The organism is Streptosporangium brasiliense, assembly GCF_030811595.1.
GTDB lineage: Bacteria > Actinomycetota > Actinomycetes > Streptosporangiales > Streptosporangiaceae > Streptosporangium > Streptosporangium brasiliense.
Map to the genome: position 1 here is coordinate 436,303 of NZ_JAUSRB010000001.1, position 18,017 is coordinate 454,319.

At 73.4% G+C, this 18,017-nt stretch carries 17 protein-coding genes; 9 read left to right on the forward strand and 8 right to left on the reverse strand.

Annotation, left to right across the window (positions count from 1 at the left end):
• Positions 1-34 precede the first annotated feature (34 nt).
• Positions 35-223: a hypothetical protein gene (locus tag J2S55_RS01935; RefSeq protein WP_306856831.1), complete on the forward strand. Its 189-nt coding sequence runs from the start codon at positions 35-37 to the stop codon at positions 221-223.
• A 431-nt stretch (positions 224-654) separates the two neighbouring features.
• On the forward strand, positions 655-2,163 hold the full coding sequence (locus J2S55_RS01940) for a glycoside hydrolase family 3 protein (RefSeq protein ID WP_306856833.1): 1,509 nt from the start codon (positions 655-657) through the stop codon (positions 2,161-2,163).
• Between the two features lie 40 nt (positions 2,164-2,203).
• Here the strand turns inward: J2S55_RS01940 and clpX are convergent, their stop codons facing one another.
• Positions 2,204-3,499 (reverse strand): ATP-dependent Clp protease ATP-binding subunit ClpX, encoded by a 1,296-nt coding sequence (gene clpX, locus J2S55_RS01945; protein ID WP_306856834.1) that lies wholly within the window; start codon positions 3,497-3,499, stop codon positions 2,204-2,206.
• A gap of 198 nt (positions 3,500-3,697) precedes the next feature.
• Between clpX and J2S55_RS01950 the strand changes: the two genes are divergently transcribed.
• The gene (locus J2S55_RS01950) at positions 3,698-4,879 is read left to right on the forward strand and encodes a TetR/AcrR family transcriptional regulator (protein ID WP_306856835.1); all 1,182 of its coding nucleotides are present in this window, start codon (positions 3,698-3,700) and stop codon (positions 4,877-4,879) included.
• On the opposite strand, the gene J2S55_RS01955 is transcribed toward J2S55_RS01950, so the two are convergent.
• The 4 genes from J2S55_RS01955 to J2S55_RS01970 form a co-directional block, all read right to left on the reverse strand.
• Entirely contained in the window at positions 4,833-5,939 is a 1,107-nt protein-coding gene (locus J2S55_RS01955) for an NAD(P)H-dependent flavin oxidoreductase (protein WP_306856837.1), read from the reverse strand. The two genes, J2S55_RS01950 and J2S55_RS01955, sit on opposite strands and share 47 nt — an antisense overlap.
• The gene (locus tag J2S55_RS01960) at positions 5,936-6,775 is read right to left on the reverse strand and encodes a CoA-transferase subunit beta (RefSeq protein ID WP_306858541.1); all 840 of its coding nucleotides are present in this window, start codon (positions 6,773-6,775) and stop codon (positions 5,936-5,938) included. The genes J2S55_RS01955 and J2S55_RS01960 overlap by 4 nt, the downstream gene beginning before the upstream one ends.
• Positions 6,776-6,845: 70 nt before the next feature.
• On the reverse strand, positions 6,846-7,706 hold the full coding sequence (locus tag J2S55_RS01965; protein ID WP_306856838.1) for a CoA transferase subunit A: 861 nt from the start codon (positions 7,704-7,706) through the stop codon (positions 6,846-6,848).
• Positions 7,703-8,479, reverse strand: coding sequence for an enoyl-CoA hydratase family protein (locus J2S55_RS01970; RefSeq protein WP_306856839.1), 777 nt, complete (start codon positions 8,477-8,479; stop codon positions 7,703-7,705). Before J2S55_RS01970 ends, J2S55_RS01965 begins: the two co-directional genes overlap by 4 nt.
• An 82-nt stretch (positions 8,480-8,561) precedes the next feature.
• Here J2S55_RS01970 and J2S55_RS01975 point away from each other — a divergent pair, with 82 nt between their 5' ends.
• From J2S55_RS01975 to J2S55_RS01985, 3 genes are all read left to right on the forward strand, one after another.
• A complete protein-coding gene (locus J2S55_RS01975; protein ID WP_306856841.1) occupies positions 8,562-9,317 on the forward strand; it encodes an SDR family oxidoreductase in 756 nt (251 codons plus the stop codon).
• A 56-nt stretch (positions 9,318-9,373) separates the two neighbouring features.
• Positions 9,374-10,279, forward strand: a complete 906-nt coding sequence (locus J2S55_RS01980) for an SDR family oxidoreductase (protein WP_306856842.1) — start codon at positions 9,374-9,376, stop codon at positions 10,277-10,279.
• Between the two features lie 110 nt (positions 10,280-10,389).
• The gene (locus J2S55_RS01985; RefSeq protein WP_306856844.1) at positions 10,390-11,202 is read left to right on the forward strand and encodes an ATP-grasp domain-containing protein; all 813 of its coding nucleotides are present in this window, start codon (positions 10,390-10,392) and stop codon (positions 11,200-11,202) included.
• Positions 11,203-11,237: 35 nt separating this feature from the next.
• Here J2S55_RS01985 and J2S55_RS01990 read toward each other — a convergent pair whose 3' ends face one another.
• Genes J2S55_RS01990 through J2S55_RS02000 form a run of 3 tightly spaced genes read right to left on the reverse strand, consistent with a single transcriptional unit; the run spans position 11,238 to position 13,081 of the window.
• Positions 11,238-12,014 carry a MauE/DoxX family redox-associated membrane protein gene (locus tag J2S55_RS01990; protein WP_306856846.1) on the reverse strand — a complete coding sequence of 259 codons (777 nt, stop codon included), beginning with the start codon at positions 12,012-12,014 and terminating at the stop codon, positions 11,238-11,240.
• Between the two features lie 9 nt (positions 12,015-12,023).
• Entirely contained in the window at positions 12,024-12,620 is a 597-nt protein-coding gene (locus J2S55_RS01995; protein ID WP_306856847.1) for a cell wall protein, read from the reverse strand.
• 11 nt (positions 12,621-12,631) lie between these two features.
• A complete protein-coding gene (locus J2S55_RS02000; protein WP_306856848.1) occupies positions 12,632-13,081 on the reverse strand; it encodes an RlpA-like double-psi beta-barrel domain-containing protein in 450 nt (149 codons plus the stop codon).
• 677 nt (positions 13,082-13,758) lie between these two features.
• On the opposite strand from J2S55_RS02000, the gene J2S55_RS02005 reads away from it, so the two are divergent.
• The 3 genes from J2S55_RS02005 (at position 13,759) to J2S55_RS02015 (ending at position 17,949) form a co-directional block, all read left to right on the forward strand.
• Positions 13,759-15,204 carry an Ig-like domain-containing protein gene (locus J2S55_RS02005; RefSeq protein WP_306856849.1) on the forward strand — a complete coding sequence of 482 codons (1,446 nt, stop codon included), beginning with the start codon at positions 13,759-13,761 and terminating at the stop codon, positions 15,202-15,204.
• Positions 15,205-15,362: 158 nt separating this feature from the next.
• Positions 15,363-16,484 carry a serine hydrolase domain-containing protein gene (locus tag J2S55_RS02010; protein ID WP_306856850.1) on the forward strand — a complete coding sequence of 374 codons (1,122 nt, stop codon included), beginning with the start codon at positions 15,363-15,365 and terminating at the stop codon, positions 16,482-16,484.
• A 79-nt stretch (positions 16,485-16,563) separates the two neighbouring features.
• Positions 16,564-17,949 carry an aminotransferase-like domain-containing protein gene (locus J2S55_RS02015; RefSeq protein ID WP_306856852.1) on the forward strand — a complete coding sequence of 462 codons (1,386 nt, stop codon included), beginning with the start codon at positions 16,564-16,566 and terminating at the stop codon, positions 17,947-17,949.
• Positions 17,950-18,017: the final 68 nt, after the last annotated feature.

Consider the following 18,017-nt stretch of genomic DNA (forward strand, 5'->3'; position numbering starts at 1 on the left):
GCATTCGCCCCGGGCGGGCGCCCGGCGTGCGGCGGTGAACCAGGTGCGCGGGGAGACGTCCGTCGTCCGGGGTGACGGCCACGGAGGCGACGGAGCGGTCGATGACGACCATCCGCCGGGCGGGAAGGTCGAGGGCGCGGTGGCGGTGGATCCGCCGGTCCGCCTCGTCGTGGCCGTCGGTCCGCTCGGAAGCGGCGTCGTCGCACGCGCCTTCCGCCGGTAAGTCGCACGCGCCTTCCGCTGGTAATGGGAGAGCGGCCCGGGCGGAGGCGGTGCGGGCCATCTCGGCGTCGGTCCCGTTCGGTCTGCGCGTGATCAGTCTGGAGACCGCCGGCCGGGGCTCGACGGCGACGACGTCCCCCGGCGGGGCGCTGCTCGGCGTCCGCCGGGGAGGTGACGGCCGGTTCCCGCGCGCGGCCGGCGTCCCGGCCCGGACGAGGTCTCGTCCCGGCGGGCTCCCTCCAGCCCCACTGATCACTTTGGTGAGTAAACCTTGAGTCAAATGCCCATGGTCAGCCCACTAGCAATTAGGAAAGTTTCCTATTAGATTTACGCCCAAGCCTCTGGGAGCGCTCTCTCTCGAGGTGCCACACAATGCGTTGTCTACGTGTCTTCGGCAGGGGATGCCGGTCGGCCGTCAGGCGAGGAGGGTGCATGAAACGCGGCCCAGAGCTGCTCCGTCTGGCGGACACGGTAGTTCTTCCGGGGTTCGAGGGGAAGACGCCGCCTGACTGGCTGCGCAGGCGTCTGGCCGACGGCCTGGCCGGAGTGGTGCTCTTCTCCAGGAACATCGCGACCCTGTCCCAGGTCGCCGAGCTGACGGCCGCGCTCCGCGCGGAGAACCCGCAGGTGATCGTCGGCGTCGACGAGGAGTCGGGGGAGGTCACGCGCCTGGAGGCCGCGGCCGGCAGCACCCGGCCGGGGAACTTCGCCCTCGGCGTCGTCGACGACACCGAGCTCACCGAGGAGCTCGCCCGGGATCTCGGTCGCGACCTCGCCGCGGCGGGCGTCAACCTCGACTTCGCCCCTTCGGCGGACGTCAACTCCAACCCGGACAACCCGGTCATCGGCCTGCGTTCCTTCGGCGCCGACCCCGACCTGGTCTCCCGGCACACCGCCGCCTGGGTCCGGGGCCTGCAGTCCTCCGGCGTCGCCGCCTGCGCCAAGCACTTCCCCGGGCACGGCGACACCTCCGTCGACTCCCACCACGGCGTCCCGCTGGTCGCGGCCACCGCCGAAGAGCTCCACGAGATGGCGCTGCGGCCCTTCCGCGCGGCCATCGCCGAGGGCGTGCGCACGGTCATGACCGGCCACCTGCTGGTCCCCGCCTTCGACGCCGCTCTGCCCGCCACGCTCAGCGGCCGGGTGCTGCACGACCTGCTCCGGGTCGAGCTGGGCTTCGACGGCGTCATCGTCACCGACGGCATCGAGATGGCGGCCGTCTCCGGCCCGTACGGCATCGGCGGCGCCTCGGCGCGGGCCATCGCCGCGGGCGCCGACGCGATCTGCGTGGGCGGCGAGCACGCCGACGAGCACACCGCGACCGCGGTCCGTGACGCCATCGTGGACGCCGTGATCGAGGGACGGCTCCCCGAGGAGCGGCTGGCCGAGGCGGCCCACCGGGTCTGCGAGCTCGCGCTCTGGAGCGTCTCCGCCGCACGGGGGCGCTCCGGGGCCGCCCGCCCCGGCGACGCGGGGATCGGCCTGGCCGCCGCCCGGCGGGCCCTGCGGATCACCCGCCGCTCGGCGACCGCGGTCCTCCCGCTGCCCGCCCCGCCCCACGTGGTCGAGCTCGCCCCGGAGATGAACCTCGCCATCGAGAAGGACACCCCCTGGGGCGTCGGGGAGCCGCTCGGCAAGCTCCTGCCCGGCACCACGGTGACCCGCCTGAACGCCTCGGCCGCCACCGGCGGCGCGATCGAGGCCGCCCTCGCCGCAGCGGCGGAGCGCCCGCTGGTCACCGTGGTCCGCGACGCCCACCGCCACCCCTGGCAGACCGACGCCCTCCACCACCTCCTGGCCGCCCGGCCGGACGCCGTGGTGGTCGAGATGGGCCTGCCCGGCCGCTCCGACCTCGGCGCCGTCCACATCGCCACCCACGGGGCCGCCCGGGTCTGCGGCCAGGCCGCCGCCGAGCTCCTCGCCGGGGACGCCCAGCTCTGACCTCCGGTGCCGGACCGCGGCGCCGGAGGCCGGGGACGTCTCAGGCGGACTTCTCGGGGCGCTCCCATCCGCGGTCCGGCCGCCCGCGGGGGACCAGGGTCGGGTTGACGTTGCCGAGCACGGTCTCGCGGCTGATCACGACGCGGGCCACGTCGTCCCGGCTCGGCACCTCGTACATCACGTTGAGCAGGACCTCTTCGAGGACCGCGCGGGCCGCCCGGGCACCGGTGCGGCGCAGCAGCGCCTGCTCGGCGATCGCGTCGACGGCGTCCTCGGTGAACTCCAGCTCGACGCCGTCGATCTCGAAGAGCCGCTGATACTGCTTGACCAGCGCGTTGCGCGGCTCGGTGAGGATCCGCGTCAGCGCCGTCCGGTCCAGCGCCTGGAAGGTCGACACCACCGGGAGGCGGCCGACGAGCTCCGGGATCAGGCCGAACCTCAGCAGGTCCGCGGGCATGACCCGGGCGAGGGCGTCCTTCTCGGCTGCCCTGTCCTCGGTGCGGGCCGGGGCGCCGAACCCGGCGCCCCGGTGGCCGGCCCGCCGCTCGATGATCCTTTCCAGGCCGTCGAACGCGCCGCCGACGATGAACAGCACGTTGCCGGTGTCGATCTGGATGAACTCCTGCTGCGGGTGCTTACGGCCGCCCTGCGGCGGCACGCTCGCGATCGTGCCCTCCAGGATCTTCAGCAGCGCCTGCTGGACGCCCTCGCCGGAGACGTCACGGGTGATCGACGGGTTCTCGCTCTTCCGGGCGACCTTGTCGATCTCGTCGATGTAGATGATGCCGGTCTCGGCCTTCGCGATGTCGTAGTCGGCGGCCTGGAGCAGCTTGAGCAGGATGTTCTCGACGTCCTCCCCGACGTAGCCGGCCTCGGTGAGCGCGGTGGCGTCGGCGGTCGCGAACGGGACGTCGAGCATCCGGGCGAGCGTCTGGGCGAGGTGGGTCTTGCCGCAGCCGGTCGGGCCGATCAGCAGGATGTTGGACTTGCCGAGCTCGACCGGCTCCTCCTTCGCGGCCTGCCGCCCGCTCCCGCGGGCCCCCGGCCGGATGCGTTTGTAGTGGTTGTAGACCGCCACCGCGAGTGTCTTCTTCGCGGCGTCCTGCCCGATGACGTACTGATCGAGGAAGTCGTGGATCTCCCGCGGCTTCGGCGGCTCCCACGGCTCACCCGCGGCGGACTCGGCGAGCTCCTCCTCGATGAGCTCGTTGCAGAGCCCGACGCACTCGTCGCAGATGTAGACGCCGGCCGGGCCCGCGATGAGCTTGCGGACCTGCTTCTGGCTCTTGCCGCAGAACGTGCACCTCAGCAGGTTGCCGTCACCGATGCGTGCCATTCGAGAACGTCTCCTCAACGGTCGTGCGGGCCGGGACCCGGCCGGATCAGGTCGATCTCGGGTGCGCCGCCCGCACCCGGTCCGACGCCGGTCATGGACACCCCAGGCTTCGAATGATCTGATCAGATGATCCCATCATATAGATGGCGACGATATCTTGGGGCGGAACGGGCGGGCAACGCCGGAACGAGGGGGACGATGGGCCGGCTCACCAGGGCTGAGACGCAGGAGCGCAACCGCGCCAGGGTGCTGGCCGCCGCCCAGGAGGAGTTCACCGAGCGCGGCTTCCGCGACGCCAAGATCGACGCGATCGCCGAGCGCGCCGAGCTCACCCGCGGCGCGGTCTACTCCAACTTCCCCGGCAAACGGGCTCTCTACTTCGCCGTCCTGGCCGACCTCGCCGAGCGCGCGCCGCGGTCGCCGCACCCGGAGCCGGGCCGCACCGCCCGCGAGGCGCTCGGCGCGTTCGCCCGCGCCTGGGTCGCCGGGCTCCCCCTCGCCACCGACGAACGGCCCGGCCCGGCCCGGCTCGGCTCGGACCTGATGTCCGAGATCCTGGTGGACGGGCGGACCCGGCTGCCGTTCGCGCAGCTGATGAGGTTCGACGCGATCCTGCTCGGACTGGCCCTGGAGCGGCTGCGCCCGCCCGGGACGCCCGCCGGCCGCCTGGTGCGCGTGGCCGAGTCCGTGCTCACGACCCTGCACGGCGCGGGGCAGCTGGCCGCCGCCGCGCCCGGCTTTGTCGAGCCCTTCAACGTCATCGGCGTCTGCGAGCAGCTCGCGGACCTCGACCTGGGCGACGCGTGGCAGCCCCCGCACCTCCCCTACGTCCCATTGGCGCGGCCCGCCGACGAGCCGTGGTCCCCGCCGCCCGCCGCGGACGTCATCCGCGGCGGACCCGCGCGGCTGGCCGACGACGGCGTGGTGGCGGTCCTCGGGCTGCACCGGCTCGAGGCCGTCGAGGAGGCGGTGCGGGCCGCGCCGGCCGGAGCCACGGTCACCGCCGTCCTGGTCACCGGCGACCCCGCCGAGCTGACGCCGCTGGCCCGGCTGGCCGTCGCCGGCCTCTGCGCCTGCCTGCGCCAGGCCTTCCCGCCCACGGCGTGGCCGCCCCTCCAGGTGGTCCACGACGGCTCCGGCGCCCTCGCCGCGGCCGCCGGTGTGCCCGCCGTCAGCGACGGGACCGAGGCCGCCGTCCGCGTCGAGGCGGGCCGGATCGTCGCCCGGGCCGACGGCCGCGGCGCGTGCCACGCGGCCGCGTCGGCCGGCGGGGCCGTACCGGCCGAAGAGACCCGAAAAACGGACATACTTCGTAAAGGCGGGCCCGACCTGGTCACGGACGCGGCAGACGGTCCAGTACGGCGTGCGCCTCGGACATGATCCGGCCGATCAGCTCCGCGCAGCTCGGCAGATCGTCGATCAGCCCGACGACCTGTCCCGAGGCCATGACGCCCAGGTCCGCGCGCCCGTCCACCATGGCGGCCCGCAGCAGCATCGGGGTGTTGGCCGCCTGCAGGACCTGGGCCCAGGTCAGGTCGCGGCCGTGTCTCATCCGGCGGCCCTCGCGCACCATCCCGGCCCATGACGTGCCCGACAGCCTCCTGAACCGGGCTCCGTTGGCGATCGCGCGGAGCAGGCGCAGCCGGGAGCGTTCGAGGGAGTCGACGAAGGGGGTGCGCAGGACGCGGTGCGGGACGCCGTCCACCCGGGTGGTGACCACGGTGTCGGACATGCCGAGGTAGACCTTCTTCACCTCCTCGCCGACCGGGGAGTCGGAGGTCAGCAGGAAGCGGGTGCCCATCGCGATCCCGCACGCGCCGTACGACAGGGCGGCGACCAGCCCGCGTCCGTCGAAGAAGCCGCCCGCCGCGATGACCGGGACGTCCACCGCGTCCACGACCTGGGGGAGCAGCACCGTGGTCGGGACGGCCCCGGTGTGCCCGCCGCCCTCGCCGCCCTGCACGATCACCGCGTCCACCCCCCAGGCGGCGACCTTCTCGGCGTGCCTGCGCGCGCCGACCGAGGGGACCGTCACCACGCCGGCGTCCTTCAGCCGGGCGATGAGCTCCCGCCTGGGCGCCAGCGCGAACGACGCGACCCGGACGCCCTCGCGGATCATGATGTCGATCCGCTCGCGCGCGTCGTCGGCGTCGGAGCGGATGTTCACCCCGAAGGGCGCGTCGGTCCGCTCCCGGACCGCCCGGATCGCGGCGGTCATCTGCTCGACCGGCATCGTGGCCGCCGCGATGATCCCCAGGCCGCCCGCGGCGGAGGTGGCGGCGGCCAGCCGGGCGCCGGCCACGTAGCCCATGCCGGTCTGCACGACGGGATGGCGGCAGCCGACCAGCTCGGTGAGCCGGGTGGTCAGGGTGGGCGCCGCGGGCCCGGCCGGGTCCGCGGCGCCGCCGGCGGGTACGGCCGGCCCGGGACCGGAGGTCACGCGGGGGCCCCGCGCTCGCGCGGGGAGGCGGCGCCGGGGGGCCCAGGGGCCGCGGCGGCCGCGGGGGCGCCGGGCGGGCCCGGGTCGGGGACCTCGCGCTCGCGCAGGGAGCCGGGGTCGAGGACCTCGCGGAGGACGCGGAGCTCCTCGCCGGTGGGCAGGCGGGTCCGGGGGACCGTGTCCGGGACGGCGAGCCGGAAGCCGGTCCGCTCCACGACCTCCGCCACGGTGACGCCCGGGTGGACCGAGGCCAGGCGCATCGAGTGGTCGGGGGTGTCGAAGTCCAGCACGGCCAGGTCGGTGACCACCCGGCGCAGGTCGTGGTGGCGGTAGGCGCTGGGTCCCGCCTCGGCCGCGCGGTCGTGGCCGACGCCGCTGACCATGTCCACCTTCGGCACGAACACCCGGGGCGAGTGCTTGGGGATCCAGTAGCTGGTCGGGCCGCACACGGTGTTGCCCGGGACGCCGCGCACGCCGAGGAGCTGGGAGCGGGGCCTGGCCCAGTCGCCGATGCAGGAGATGTTGCTGTTGCCGTACCGGTCGAGCTGGCTAGCCCCCAGCATGACGTGCCGCCTGCCGTTGAGCACCAGCCACAGGTGGTCCCGGAGGGGCAGCCAGCCCTCGACCACCCCGGGCGTCCCGCCCAGCGGCGGCACGTCCCCGGTCAGCAGGCACGTCCCGTCATGGGTGATCAGGTGGGGCTCGAAGGTGAGCCGGGCCAGCCGGGCGGCCAGCATGGTGATCGCGCCGCCGATGCCGGCGGCGAGGATCTCCCCGTCCCCCCGGAACGCCTCGGCGCAGGCGACGACGCACACCTCGGCGCGTGTGGCGGTGATCGTCACGTGTCCCTCCCGGGGGCCGGTGTCCTGAACTGTCCGGTGCGGCGGCGCCGGAGGGGGCCGGCGCTCACGCGCCCTCCCGTGCCTGCCGTACGGCCTCCTGGTAGGAGGTCTCGTCGCCGGACAGGTAGCGCTCCCGGAACGCCTTCCACGCCTGCGGGTCGGCGGCGGCGGCCACGTAGGCCCGCTGGAAGGTCTCGTCGCGGCCGTAGTCCGGCTCGCAGGTGGAGAAGTGGGCGCCGCCGGGCGTCTCCACCACGCCGGTCACCATGGACCTGCTGATCAGCAGCGACTGGAGCGGGCCTTCCTTGAGCAGGTCGGCGGTGTCCACCAGGCGCTCGCAGGAGACGTAGCAGCGCTCGGCGGCCTTGGCGTAGAGGTCGTCGAAGTAGGGGTCGGGGCCGAGATACTGGGCGTTGCCGAGGTGGTCGGCCCGGTTGAGGTGGACGAGCGCGGCGTCCATGGTCAGCGCGGGGACCGCGATCAGCTCCTCGCCGTCGGGGTAGGGGGAGCGGACGGTCCGCAGGCCGGGGTTGACCCGCGTCACGTCCGAGCCGAGCCCGGCCCGGGTCGGCAGGAAGGGCAGCCGGTGCGCCGCCGCGAGCAGGCCGAACATGAACATGCCCTCGTCGTACTCGGTGAACTCCACGGCGCCGCTCTGCCGGGCGGCCCGGAAGTGCGGTTCGAGGGGGATCGAGTCGAGCGTGACGAAGGGCGCGATCACCCTGCGGACCTTGCCGTGGGCGCAGAGCAGGCCGACGTCGGCGCCGCCGTAGGAGACGATCGTCAGGTCTTCGAGGGGGGAGCGGCACAGCGCGCGGACCAGGGCCATCGGCTTGCGCCGCGAGCCCCAGCCGCCGATCCCGACCGTCATGCCGCTGCGCAGCGAGCCGACGATCTCCTCGACCGACATCACCTTGCCGCTCATCGATCCTCCTCGCCCGGCGCCCCGTCCGCCCCGGCCTCGCCGGAGACGAACGCGTCGCGGTGTCTGTCGCCGGCGCCCATCAGGTTGAGTTCGAAGGTGAAGCCCTGCTCGAACCGGTAGCTGCGCCTGACGTCGACCGGGTCGATGCCGTTGAGCGACTCCTTGGCCCGGCGGATGACGTAGGGGTCCTTGGCGGCGATCGCGGAGGCGATGTCGAGGGCGGCCTCGCGCAGCTTGTCGCGGGGGACGACCTCCAGCACCGAGCCGAAGGCGCGCAGTTCGGCGGCGGTGACGGTGCGGCAGGTGTAGACCATGGCGCGCATCAGGTGCTGGGGGACCAGCCGGGCCAGGTGGGTGGCCGCGCCCAGCGCGCCGCGGTCCACCTCCGGCAGGCCGAAGTAGGCGTTCTCGGCGGCCACGACGATGTCGGCGTTGCCCGCCAGGCCGACGCCGCCGCCCAGGCAGAACCCGTGCACGGCGGCGATCACCGGGACCTCGCACTCGTAGACCGCCGCGAAGGCCGCCGCGCATCCCCGGTTGGCCCCGACCAGGGCGGCGTGCCCGGGGGTGGCCTGCATCTCCTTGACGTCCACCCCGGCGTTGAAGCCCCGGCCCTCGGCGCGCAGCACCACCGCGCGGGTGACGGGGTCGCGTCCGGCCTCCCGCAGGGCCCGCGCCAGCTCGAACCAGCCCGAGACGGTCAACGCGTTGACCGGGGGCACGTCCATGACCACCTCGGCGACCGGTCCGCCGCCGTGCAGAGTGATTCCCATCGCGCCTCACTGTATTCACCTAACGCTTGCTTGGTACGGTAGCACGCGACAGGCCGGGCGGAAGGAAGACGGTGAGGGTGTCATGCGGGTCTCCTACGACTACGCCGGATCGGTCGTGCTGGTCACCGGTGGGACCAAGGGACTCGGCGCCGGGATCGCCGGCGCCTTCCTGGCCGCCGGGGCCCGGGTGGTGGTGTGCGCGCGCCAGGAGCCGCGGGCGCTGCCGGCGGGCATCGGGTTCGTCGCGGCCGACGTGCGGGACCCGGCCGAGGTGGACCGGCTGGTCGGGGAGATCGAGGAGCGGCACGGGCGGCTCGACACGGTGGTCAGCAACGCGGGCGGTTCGCCGTACGCGCCGCTGGCCGGGACCTCGCCGCGGCTGCACGCCCGGATCGTCGAGCTCAACCTGATCGCTCCGCTGCTGGTCGCCCAGCGCGCCCACCCGCTCCTGGCCGCGGTGGGCGGCTCGATCATCATGATCGGCAGTTCGAGCGGCGCGCGTCCCTCGCCCGGCACCTCCGCCTACGGCGCGGCCAAGGCGGGCCTGCACCACCTGGCCGCCTGCCTGGCCGCCGAGTGGGCGCCGCGGGTCCGCGTCAACACGGTGGTCGTCGGCCTCGCCGAGACCGAGAGCGCGGCCGATCACTACGGCGGCCCCGAGGGGGTCCGGCGGATGGGCGCCGCCGTCCCCGCGGGCCGGATGGCCCTGCCCGAGGACGTGGCCGGGGCGTGTCTGTGGCTGGCCGCCCCCGGTTATGTGACCGGGGCCGAGCTCCTCCTGCACGGCGGCGGGGAGATCCCCGCCTGGCGGCGGATCGCTTCTGGACACGGCGGGTGAACCCCCGGGAAACTCTGCATGATCACGACGGAGGACCTTGCATGGAAGGACCTTGCATGAGCGGCATCTGTGACGGGCGTGTGGTGATCGTGACCGGGGCCGGGCGCGGCATCGGGCGGGAACACGCCCTTGAGTTCGCCAGGCAGGGGGCGAAGGTCGTGGTCAACGACCTCGGCGCGGGTCCCCGGGGAGACGGCCGCTCCGGGGTGCCCGCGCTGGAGGTGGCCGCCGAGATCCGCGCGCTGGGGGGCCAGGCGATGGCCAACAGCGACGACGTCGCCGACTGGGACGGCGCGGCGCGGCTGGTCAAGACGGCGCTGAGCGCCTACGGCCGGCTGGACGTGCTGGTGAACAACGCCGGGTTCGTCCGCGACCGGATGCTGGTCTCGATGACCGAGCAGGAGTGGGACGAGGTGATCCGGGTGCACCTCAAGGGCCACTTCCTGCCGCTGCGCCACGCCGGGGCGCACTGGCGGGAGCGGTCGAAGGCGGGGGAGCCGGTGGACGCCCGCGTGATCAACACCTCCTCCGGCGCCGGACTGCTCGGCAGCGTGGGGCAGGGCAACTACGCCGCGGCCAAGGCGGGCATCGTGGCGCTCACCCAGGTGGCCGCCGCCGAGCTCGGCCGCTACGGCGTCACGGTGAACGCGATCGCCCCGGCCGCGCGGACCCGGATGACCGAGGAGGTCTTCGCCACGACGATGGCCAGGCCCGCGGACGGCTTCGACGCGATGGACCCGGCCAACGTGGCGCCGCTGGTGGCATGGCTCGGCTCGGCGAGGTCCGCCCACGTCACGGGGCGGGTCTTCGAGGTCGAGGGCGGCGTCCTCTCCCTCGCCGACGGCTGGCGGCACGGCCCCCGCGCCGACCGGGGCGCCCGCTGGGAGCCCGCCGAGATCGGCGACGCGGTCGCCGGGCTCCTGGCCGAGGCGGCCGAGCCGGAGCCCGTCTACGGGGCGTAGCCGCGGAGGCCCGGGGCTGGGCCGGGGCTGGCGAGCGGCTCTGTGTAAGGTCCTTGATGTTTGGTTGGTGCTGACATGAGGGGCTTTCAATGAGCGTTTCCGCGGCTTATGTGACTTTCGCAGACCCGGACGGGGGCGACGACGAGAAGGAGCTCGCTCTCGCCGCCTGGGCCGAGGCCGGGATCGCCGGGCGGATCGTGCGCTGGGACGACCCCGAGGCCGACTGGGCCGCCTTTGACGCCGTCGTGGTCCGCTCCGCCTGGGACTACGTGGACCGGCGGGCGGAGTTCCTCGACTGGGCCCGCCGCGTCGAGTCCGTCACCCGGCTGCTCAACCCGGCCGCCGTGCTTGAGCGCAACACCGACAAGACCTACCTGCGGGACCTGAAGGCGCCGGCCATCCCCACCTACTGGGTCGGGCCGGGCGAGGAGGCCGACTTCCCGGTCCTCGACGAGTATGTGGTCAAGCCCACGGTGTCGGCCGGGGCCCGCGACACGATCAGGACCGGCGACCGCGGGGAGGCCGGGGCCCACGCCGCCCGGCTGGTCGCCGAGGGGCGGACCGCGATGATCCAGCCCTATCTGGACATGGTCGAGACCGAGGGGGAGACCTCGCTGCTCTACTTCGGCGGCCGGTTCAGCCACGCCATCCGGCGCAACCCGATGCTGGCCGGCAACGCCACCGGGCCGGGGCGCGGGAACGGCCACGGTGAGCTCCGCACTCCCGGGGGCGACCAGCTCGCCCTGGCCGAGCAGGTGCTGGCCGAGTTCCCCGACGTGCTCTACGCCCGGGTGGACCTGGTCCGCCTGCCCGACGGCAGCCCGGTCCTCATCGAGCTGGAGCTCACCGAGCCCTACCTGTTCCTGCGCTACGCGCCCGAGGCCGCGGCCAACCTGGCCCGCGCGCTGGGCGCGGCGCTCTGACCCGCGCGCCGGCGGCCGGGTAGGCCGCCGGACGGTCAGGTGAGCGCGGGCTCGTCGACGAGGGCGGCGCGGACGGCCGACGGGTCGCCGCCGGAGAGCGGGACGGCGAAGACCGCCGTCCGCCCGCCGGCGGCGTAGACCACGAACCGCAGGCCGTCCTCGTCCCACACGTCCTGGACGTCGGAGGTGAGCCGCGCCGACGTCGAGCAGTAGGCGGGGCTGAGGTAGAGCAGGCGCAGGGTGACCTCCAGCGGGATCTCCTGCGGTGCGGGCGGGGCGAGCGGTCTGCGCAGCCGTACGAGCAGCCGGCGCAGGGGCATCAGCCAGTGGCGGTCCAGCTCCGCCGAGAGCCCCAGCAGGACGGCGATCTCCACCAGGCCCAGGACCGCGAGCGGCGGGTCCAGCGGGTACGGCCGCGCCCAGAGCGCCGCGACGCCCATGACGAGCAGGAGCCCCGCCCGGGCGAAGGCGCGCCGGTCCGCCGGGCGGGAGTGCGTGCCCAGGCAACCGCAGGACGCGGCGGGCGCGGCCAGGCGCGCATAGGTGAGATAGGCGAGGAATCCCGCGGAGAGCGCGGCGCCGGCCGCGCCCTCCGCGGGCAGGACCGGCGGCAGCAGCAGCGCGGCCGCCACCGCGAGCTCCAGCACCCCGACGAGCCGGAGCGCGGGGACCGCGCGCGCCGAGCCGACCAGCCGGGCCAGCGCGCTCTGCCCGGCCCGCGCCCGCATCTTCCGGCTGAGCAGTTTCACCAGCGCGGCCCAGAGCAGGAAGGAGCCGATCACATACGGCTGCAGCGCGGCGATCCCATGCATCTGTCGCTCCTAATGAGGGGAGAAGACGGTGGCGATGTCGACTTCGTTGGTGTCGGGCCGCCAGGCGCCCAGGACCTGCACGTGCTGGCTCACCCGCAGCAGCGACAGGTCGGCGGAGGGCGGCGAGTCGGAGTAGACGGCGACCGATCTGCCCGGCACGCGGTGGCAGAGGATCTCCTGCCCCTTGTGGTCCAGGTGGATCTTCTCGCTGGTGATGTTCCTGATGTGGCCCTTGATGTTGACGATGTTGAGCCACACCGCCTCGGCGGCGAGCACCCCGTCGGGCATCCGGACGCCCCGGGCGTAGAGCCCGTCACCGGGTCTGGCCTGGTCGAAGGCGACGGGACCGAGCTTCCACAGGCTCGTGCCGTCGACGACCCTGATGCGGTGGAAGACCATGTTCGATCCCAGGACGAAGAGCGTGTTGTCCTTGATGGAACGGATCCGTCCCTCGGCGAAGTTGGGGTCGGGGGTGCCGGGCTCGATCTCGGGTGCCACGGCGCCGAAGGCCGCCTCCGGGCCGAGCGATCCCAGCGCGGTCGCGGCGACGACGCCGGCTCCGCCGCCGAGCAGGGCGGACTTGAGCAGTTGCCTTCTGCTGGTCATCGGACCGCCTCCTAGGGGACCGAGATCTCGCACGGCCGCAGGCCGGTCGAGAGGCTGGCGATCCGGCTGTAGGCGGCCGGGGTCAGGTCGATCAGCCGGTTGCTCGCGCAGGTCGCGCCGCAGCAGCTGCGCTCGCCGCAGAACAGGTCCGTCTGCGGTCCGCAGTCGGCGATGGAGGTGACGACGGCGGCGCCGCTGCACAGCGCCGTGATGCGGTGGTTGAAACCGCAGGTCCTGCGGGACAGCGAGACGCCGCAGCTGTCCGGCCGGGTGATCGACCAGCAGGCGTCGGAGGTGTTGGGCCAGGCGTGTTGCAGGTTCCCGGAGTTGCAGGTGCCGCAGGCTCCCTTACCGGTGCTGCTGCACGGCCCCCAGGCCGTGCCGCAGCAGAACCAGGAGACTTCTCCTTGGACTGCTGCGAGTAAGTCGACGGGCGGGTCAGTGGGCTGGCTGCGCGCCATGCGCATCCTCCTGGGGTGGGCTCCGACGGTCCCCCGGGTCCGATGGTGCAGCTGTGTGGAAATTTTCTGACTTATCTCATCAAAACATGTAATTAATCTCCGTCAATGCCCGATCCGGAGCCGGCCGCCAAGTCACCCGAGCCTGATGCGGGGGTCGAGGAGGGCGCCTGGACGGGCGGCACCACCTGGTCGCGGTCACCGCGCGCAGCAACCGCAGCAAAGCCGACAAGGATCCCGGCCAGTGGCTGCCGCCGTATGCCCCGACCCGCTGCCGGTGTCTGGCCGAATGGATCGCGGTCAAGCTGCGCTGGGCCTTGAGCGTCGATCCGGCGGGGAAACAAGCGCTGATCGCGCTCGCCGGGGACCGCCCCCACGCGCCCCCGCCAGGGACAACCCCGCCCGCCGGCGACCGGGACCTCGCACCCCCTCGGCTGTCCCGCCCGCGGGAGTCCATCTCATCGACGGTTCGGGCGGGAGCGTGACTTTCCAGCGCCGGCGGTGCGCGCCGGAGGAAGCGATCGGCGGGCGGTGGTCGGCGGGCGGTGATCGGCGGGCGGTGATCGGCGAGGGCGACACGGAATCACCGCGGCTGCCACTGAACGAAATCCTCCGGTTGCATTCAGTAACATCGCCATGTATTTGATCTTGAACGTGTCCCCACACAGATCGGGAGTTCCATGGCGATATCGCAACGGCCCAGGTCCGCGCTCACCACGCTTACCTGTGCCCTGACCACGCTGCTGGCCGCATGGGTGACCCCGGCGGTAGCCGACACCGATGCGCACACCGGCGCTACAACGCGGCAGGCCACCACACAGGCCGCCGCACCCTGCATCCGGCACGGGCAGCACAACTACCCCGTCGACTACTACTGGAAGAACGTGCTCGGCATGAGGCTGGGCAACGGGTCGGTGGCGGTCACCACCTCCCCCTCCCTGTGGGGCGGGCAGATCGCACCGGGCAGCACCTTCACCCTCACCCTGACGCACCGCACGGCCCGCTGGCCGCTGCTGGTGCGCACCTACACCACCACCTGGGACCTGTCGTCCCTGCGAGCCAGCGCCGACATCGTCGGCCAGTCCGGGACCGGCGTCATCAACGGCAACACCCTGTCGATCACCTCGCCGGGCACCAAGACCGACCCGGCCGCGAAGGTCATCACCTTCCGGGTCAGGCCGGGCACCGTCGGGCGCAGCATGACCATCCGGCCGACCGGGATCAGCAGCGTCATCGCCTTCCCGGGCCAGCTCGGGAACAACGCCCCCGCCCCGCCGATCCACATCGTCAGCGGCCAGTCCATCTCGCCCACCAACGCCGTCGACGACACCGCCACCACCACGGAGGGCACCGCCGTCACCGTGCCCGTGCTGGCCAACGACACCGCGACCGCGCCGACGATCACCAGCGTCACCCAGCCCCGCCACGGCGCCGCGACGATCTCCGGCAACACCGTCGTCTACACGCCCGACCCGGGCCTGGGCGGCACCGACACCTTCGCCTACACCATCACCACCGCCTGCGGAAGTTCCACCGCCACGGTCACCGTCACCGTCACCTGCACCCGCGAGCCCATCAACCTGGTCAACGGCAGCTTCGAGACACCCGCCGTGCGCCGGATCGACTGGAACATCCCCGACGCCTCCACCAACCCCGCCGTCGGCTGGCACACCACCGCCACCGACAACAAGCTGGAGTTCTGGCCCAGCGGCGCGGGCGGGGTCCCGGCAGCCGACGGCCGGCAGTTCGCCGAACTCAACGCCAACCAGGTCTCCACGCTCTACCAGGACGTCCCCACCGTTCCCGGCACCCAGATGACCTGGTCGCTGTATCACCGAGGCCGTCTGGGGACCGACGTGATGCGGGTTCTCATCGGCGCCCCGGGCGCACCCGTGCCCCAGACTCCGACCGGAGCCTCCTCCCCGGACATCTCCGACGGCAACACCGCCTGGGGCCACTACAGCGGCACCTACGTCGTGCCCGCCGGGCAGACCGTCACCCGGTTCGCCTTCAAGTCGGTATCGGCCGCCGGAGGCCGCCCGACGTTCGGCAACTTCCTGGACGGCGTGGTCTTCCAGACACCGCCCTGCCGGCCCATGACCGAAAGCGCCGCGAAGGCCGGCTGATCCCACAACGCGCGCCGAGCCGGGTGACCATCCCGTCCTGAACGCCCCCGGGGCCGGCCCGCACACCTGCGGCGGGCCGTCCCCGGGGCACCCTCCGAGCTTTTCGGAATCGAGATCCACCGTCTTGCGGCCGTGATCCCTGACCAAGGAGACCCCTGGTGAAACCGCACGCCCTCGCCCCGCTACTGCTCACTCTGCCGCTGCTGCTGGCCTCGGCACCCACACCGGCCGCCGCCCAGCACACCGCATCCGCCCCGCCCACCCGCCGGCAGGCGGTCCAGGCCGCCCTGGAGGCGATCGTCACCGCCGGAGCCCCCGGCGCCCTGGCCGAGACCCGCGACGAGAACGGCCGCTGGAGCGGCACCGCCGGCACCGGCGACACCCGCACCCACGCCCCCGTCCCGCCCAACGCGCGCTGGCGCATCGGCAGCGTCACCAAAACCTACATCGCCGCACTGATCCTCCAACTCGCCGGCGAGAACAAGCTCGCCCTGGACGACCCCATCGACCGGCACCTGCCCGGCCTGCTGCCCCACGGCGATCAGATCACCGTCCGGATGCTGCTCAACCACACCAGCGGCATCGCCGACTATGCCGCCACCTTCGGCAACACCCCGGCCGGACTGCGCCGCCTGGCCATCACCACCTACACCCCCCGGCGACTGATCGCCATCGGCACCGGCCTGCCGCCCACCTCCGCCCCCGGCGGCGCCTGGGCCTACTCCAACACCGGCTACACCGCACTCGGCCTGCTGATCGAGAAGATCACCGGCCAGAACCTGACCCGCGCCCTGCACACTCGCCTGCTCAGCCCGCACATCCTGCCCGCCACCCACCTGCCCACCACCACCCGCGCCATCGCCGGAGCCCACCCCCGCGGCTACATGCGCGATGAGAACAACCACCTCGAGGACATCACCAGCTTCAACCCCTCCAACGCCTGGGCCGCCGGCGCCGTCATCTCCACCGCCGCCGACGTCAACCGCTTCTTCACCCTGCTGCTGCACGGCCGGCTGTTCCCGGCCCGCCTGCTCACCCAGATGAAACAGACCGTCCCGGTCACCCCCGGCTTCACCTACGGCCTGGGCCTGATGAAACTCACCCTCACCTGCGGCACGACCGTCTGGGGGCACAAGGGCCACATCCCCGGATATGCCACCTACAGCTTCCACACCGACCGCCGCAGCATCACCGTCGCCGCCACCGCCCTGCCCGCCCCCGACGACGCCGCCGTCGACCAGGCCATGAACCAGGCCCTGAACGCCGAGTTCTGCACCTGAGAACAGACCACCATGCCGGCGCCGGCCCTCCGCCGGAGGTGATTCTGCAGCGATGCCAGTAGTACTACTATTGATTTCCGTGGCGGACAGTAGCACTTCTGCGGAGTTGGTCGAGAGCCTCCGGCCCCTGCTGGCCCGTATGGCGCCCGGCGACCGGTTGCCGAGCAGCCGAGAGCTGATCGAGCGCTTCCGGGTCGGGCCCGGCACGGTGTCCCGTGCGATCGCCGTGCTGATCGCCGAGGGCACCGTGGTCACCCGCCCGGGAATCGGCACGTTCGTCGCCCCTCGCCCGGCCCGTCCGGCCGCGACGCCGGGTGACACGTCGTGGCAGGAGATCACGCTGGCCGGCCGGGAGTACGACCCGGGCAACGCCGTCGAGGCGGCCCACCCTCCGCTGGAGGGAGGGATCGCGATGTCCGGCGGCTACCTTCACGAGACGCTGCAGCCGACGCGGGCGCTGGCGGCCGCCCTCGCCCGCGCGGCGCGCCGCCCGGACGCCTGGCACCGCGCGCCGACAGCGGGCCTGGAACCACTGCGCGCCATCTTCGCCCGAGCGGTGGGCGGCGCCGTGACCGCGCAGGACGTGCTGATCACCGGTGGCGGCCAGGGCGCGCTGTCCATGCTGTTCCGCGCCGTCGCGGCACCGGGGAGCCCGGTGCTGATGGAGTCGCCCACCTACCCGGGGGCCCTGGCCGCCGCCCGGGCCGCGGGGCTGCGCCCGATCCCCGTCCCCATGGACGACGACGGCGTCCGTCCCGACCTGCTGGCGAGCGCCTTCGACATGACCGGAGCCTCCCTTCTGTACTGCCAGCCCACCTTCCACAACCCCACGGGGACGGTGCTGGCCCCCGACAGGCGCCGCCGGATCGTCGAGGTCGCGCGGGCCGCGGGCGCCTTCCTCATCGAGGACGACTTCGCCAGGCACCTCGGCCACGGACGCCCCCCGCTCGCCCCGCTGGTCGCCGACGACCCCGACGGGACCGTCGTCCACCTGACCTCCCTGACCAAGCCCGCCTCTCCCAGCCTGCGCATCGGCGCCGTCATCGCCCGCGGCCCGGTGACGCGGCGGCTGCTCGGCATGCGCTACGTCGACGACTTCTTCGTCGCCCGGCCGCTGCAGGAGGCGGCGATCGAGTTGCTCAGCACGCCTGCGTGGGATCGCCACCTCCAGGCTCTGGCCGGCGCGCTGCGCGAACGGTGCGCCGCCCTCGCCGGCGCCCTGGCCCGCCAGGTCCCCGATTGGACGCTCACCCGAGTGCCGGAGGGCGGGCTCCACCTGTGGGTCCGGCTGCCGTCCGGCCGGCAGGCCGTCGCTGTGGCCGACGCCGCCCAGGCCCGCGGCGTCTTCGTCAACCCCGGCAACCGCTACTTCCCCGCCGAGCCCCCCGACGCCTACCTCCGGCTGAGCTTCGCGGCGGCCGCGAACATCGCCGAGCTGGTCGAGGGCGCGAGCCGGCTCGGCTGAGACGGCTTCCCCGACACGTTGTCGACCGGCGGCCCGGCAGGGCCCGGTTCAGGGCCCCGCTCGAGAGC

Excerpts from the sequence above, each read along its gene's own strand:
- J2S55_RS01940 (WP_306856833.1), top strand. The coding sequence starts at position 655 with ATGAAACGCGGCCCAGAGCTGCTCCGTCTGGCGGACACGGTAGTTCTT.
- clpX (WP_306856834.1), bottom strand. The coding sequence starts at position 3,499 with ATGGCACGCATCGGTGACGGCAACCTGCTGAGGTGCACGTTCTGCGGC.
- J2S55_RS01950 (WP_306856835.1), top strand. The coding sequence starts at position 3,698 with ATGGGCCGGCTCACCAGGGCTGAGACGCAGGAGCGCAACCGCGCCAGG.
- J2S55_RS01965 (WP_306856838.1), bottom strand. The coding sequence starts at position 7,706 with ATGAGCGGCAAGGTGATGTCGGTCGAGGAGATCGTCGGCTCGCTGCGC.
- J2S55_RS01970 (WP_306856839.1), bottom strand. The coding sequence starts at position 8,479 with ATGGGAATCACTCTGCACGGCGGCGGACCGGTCGCCGAGGTGGTCATG.
- J2S55_RS01975 (WP_306856841.1), top strand. The coding sequence starts at position 8,562 with ATGCGGGTCTCCTACGACTACGCCGGATCGGTCGTGCTGGTCACCGGT.
- J2S55_RS01980 (WP_306856842.1), top strand. The coding sequence starts at position 9,374 with ATGAGCGGCATCTGTGACGGGCGTGTGGTGATCGTGACCGGGGCCGGG.
- J2S55_RS01990 (WP_306856846.1), bottom strand. The coding sequence starts at position 12,014 with ATGCATGGGATCGCCGCGCTGCAGCCGTATGTGATCGGCTCCTTCCTG.
- J2S55_RS01995 (WP_306856847.1), bottom strand. The coding sequence starts at position 12,620 with ATGACCAGCAGAAGGCAACTGCTCAAGTCCGCCCTGCTCGGCGGCGGA.
- J2S55_RS02000 (WP_306856848.1), bottom strand. The coding sequence starts at position 13,081 with ATGGCGCGCAGCCAGCCCACTGACCCGCCCGTCGACTTACTCGCAGCA.
- J2S55_RS02005 (WP_306856849.1), top strand. The coding sequence starts at position 13,759 with ATGGCGATATCGCAACGGCCCAGGTCCGCGCTCACCACGCTTACCTGT.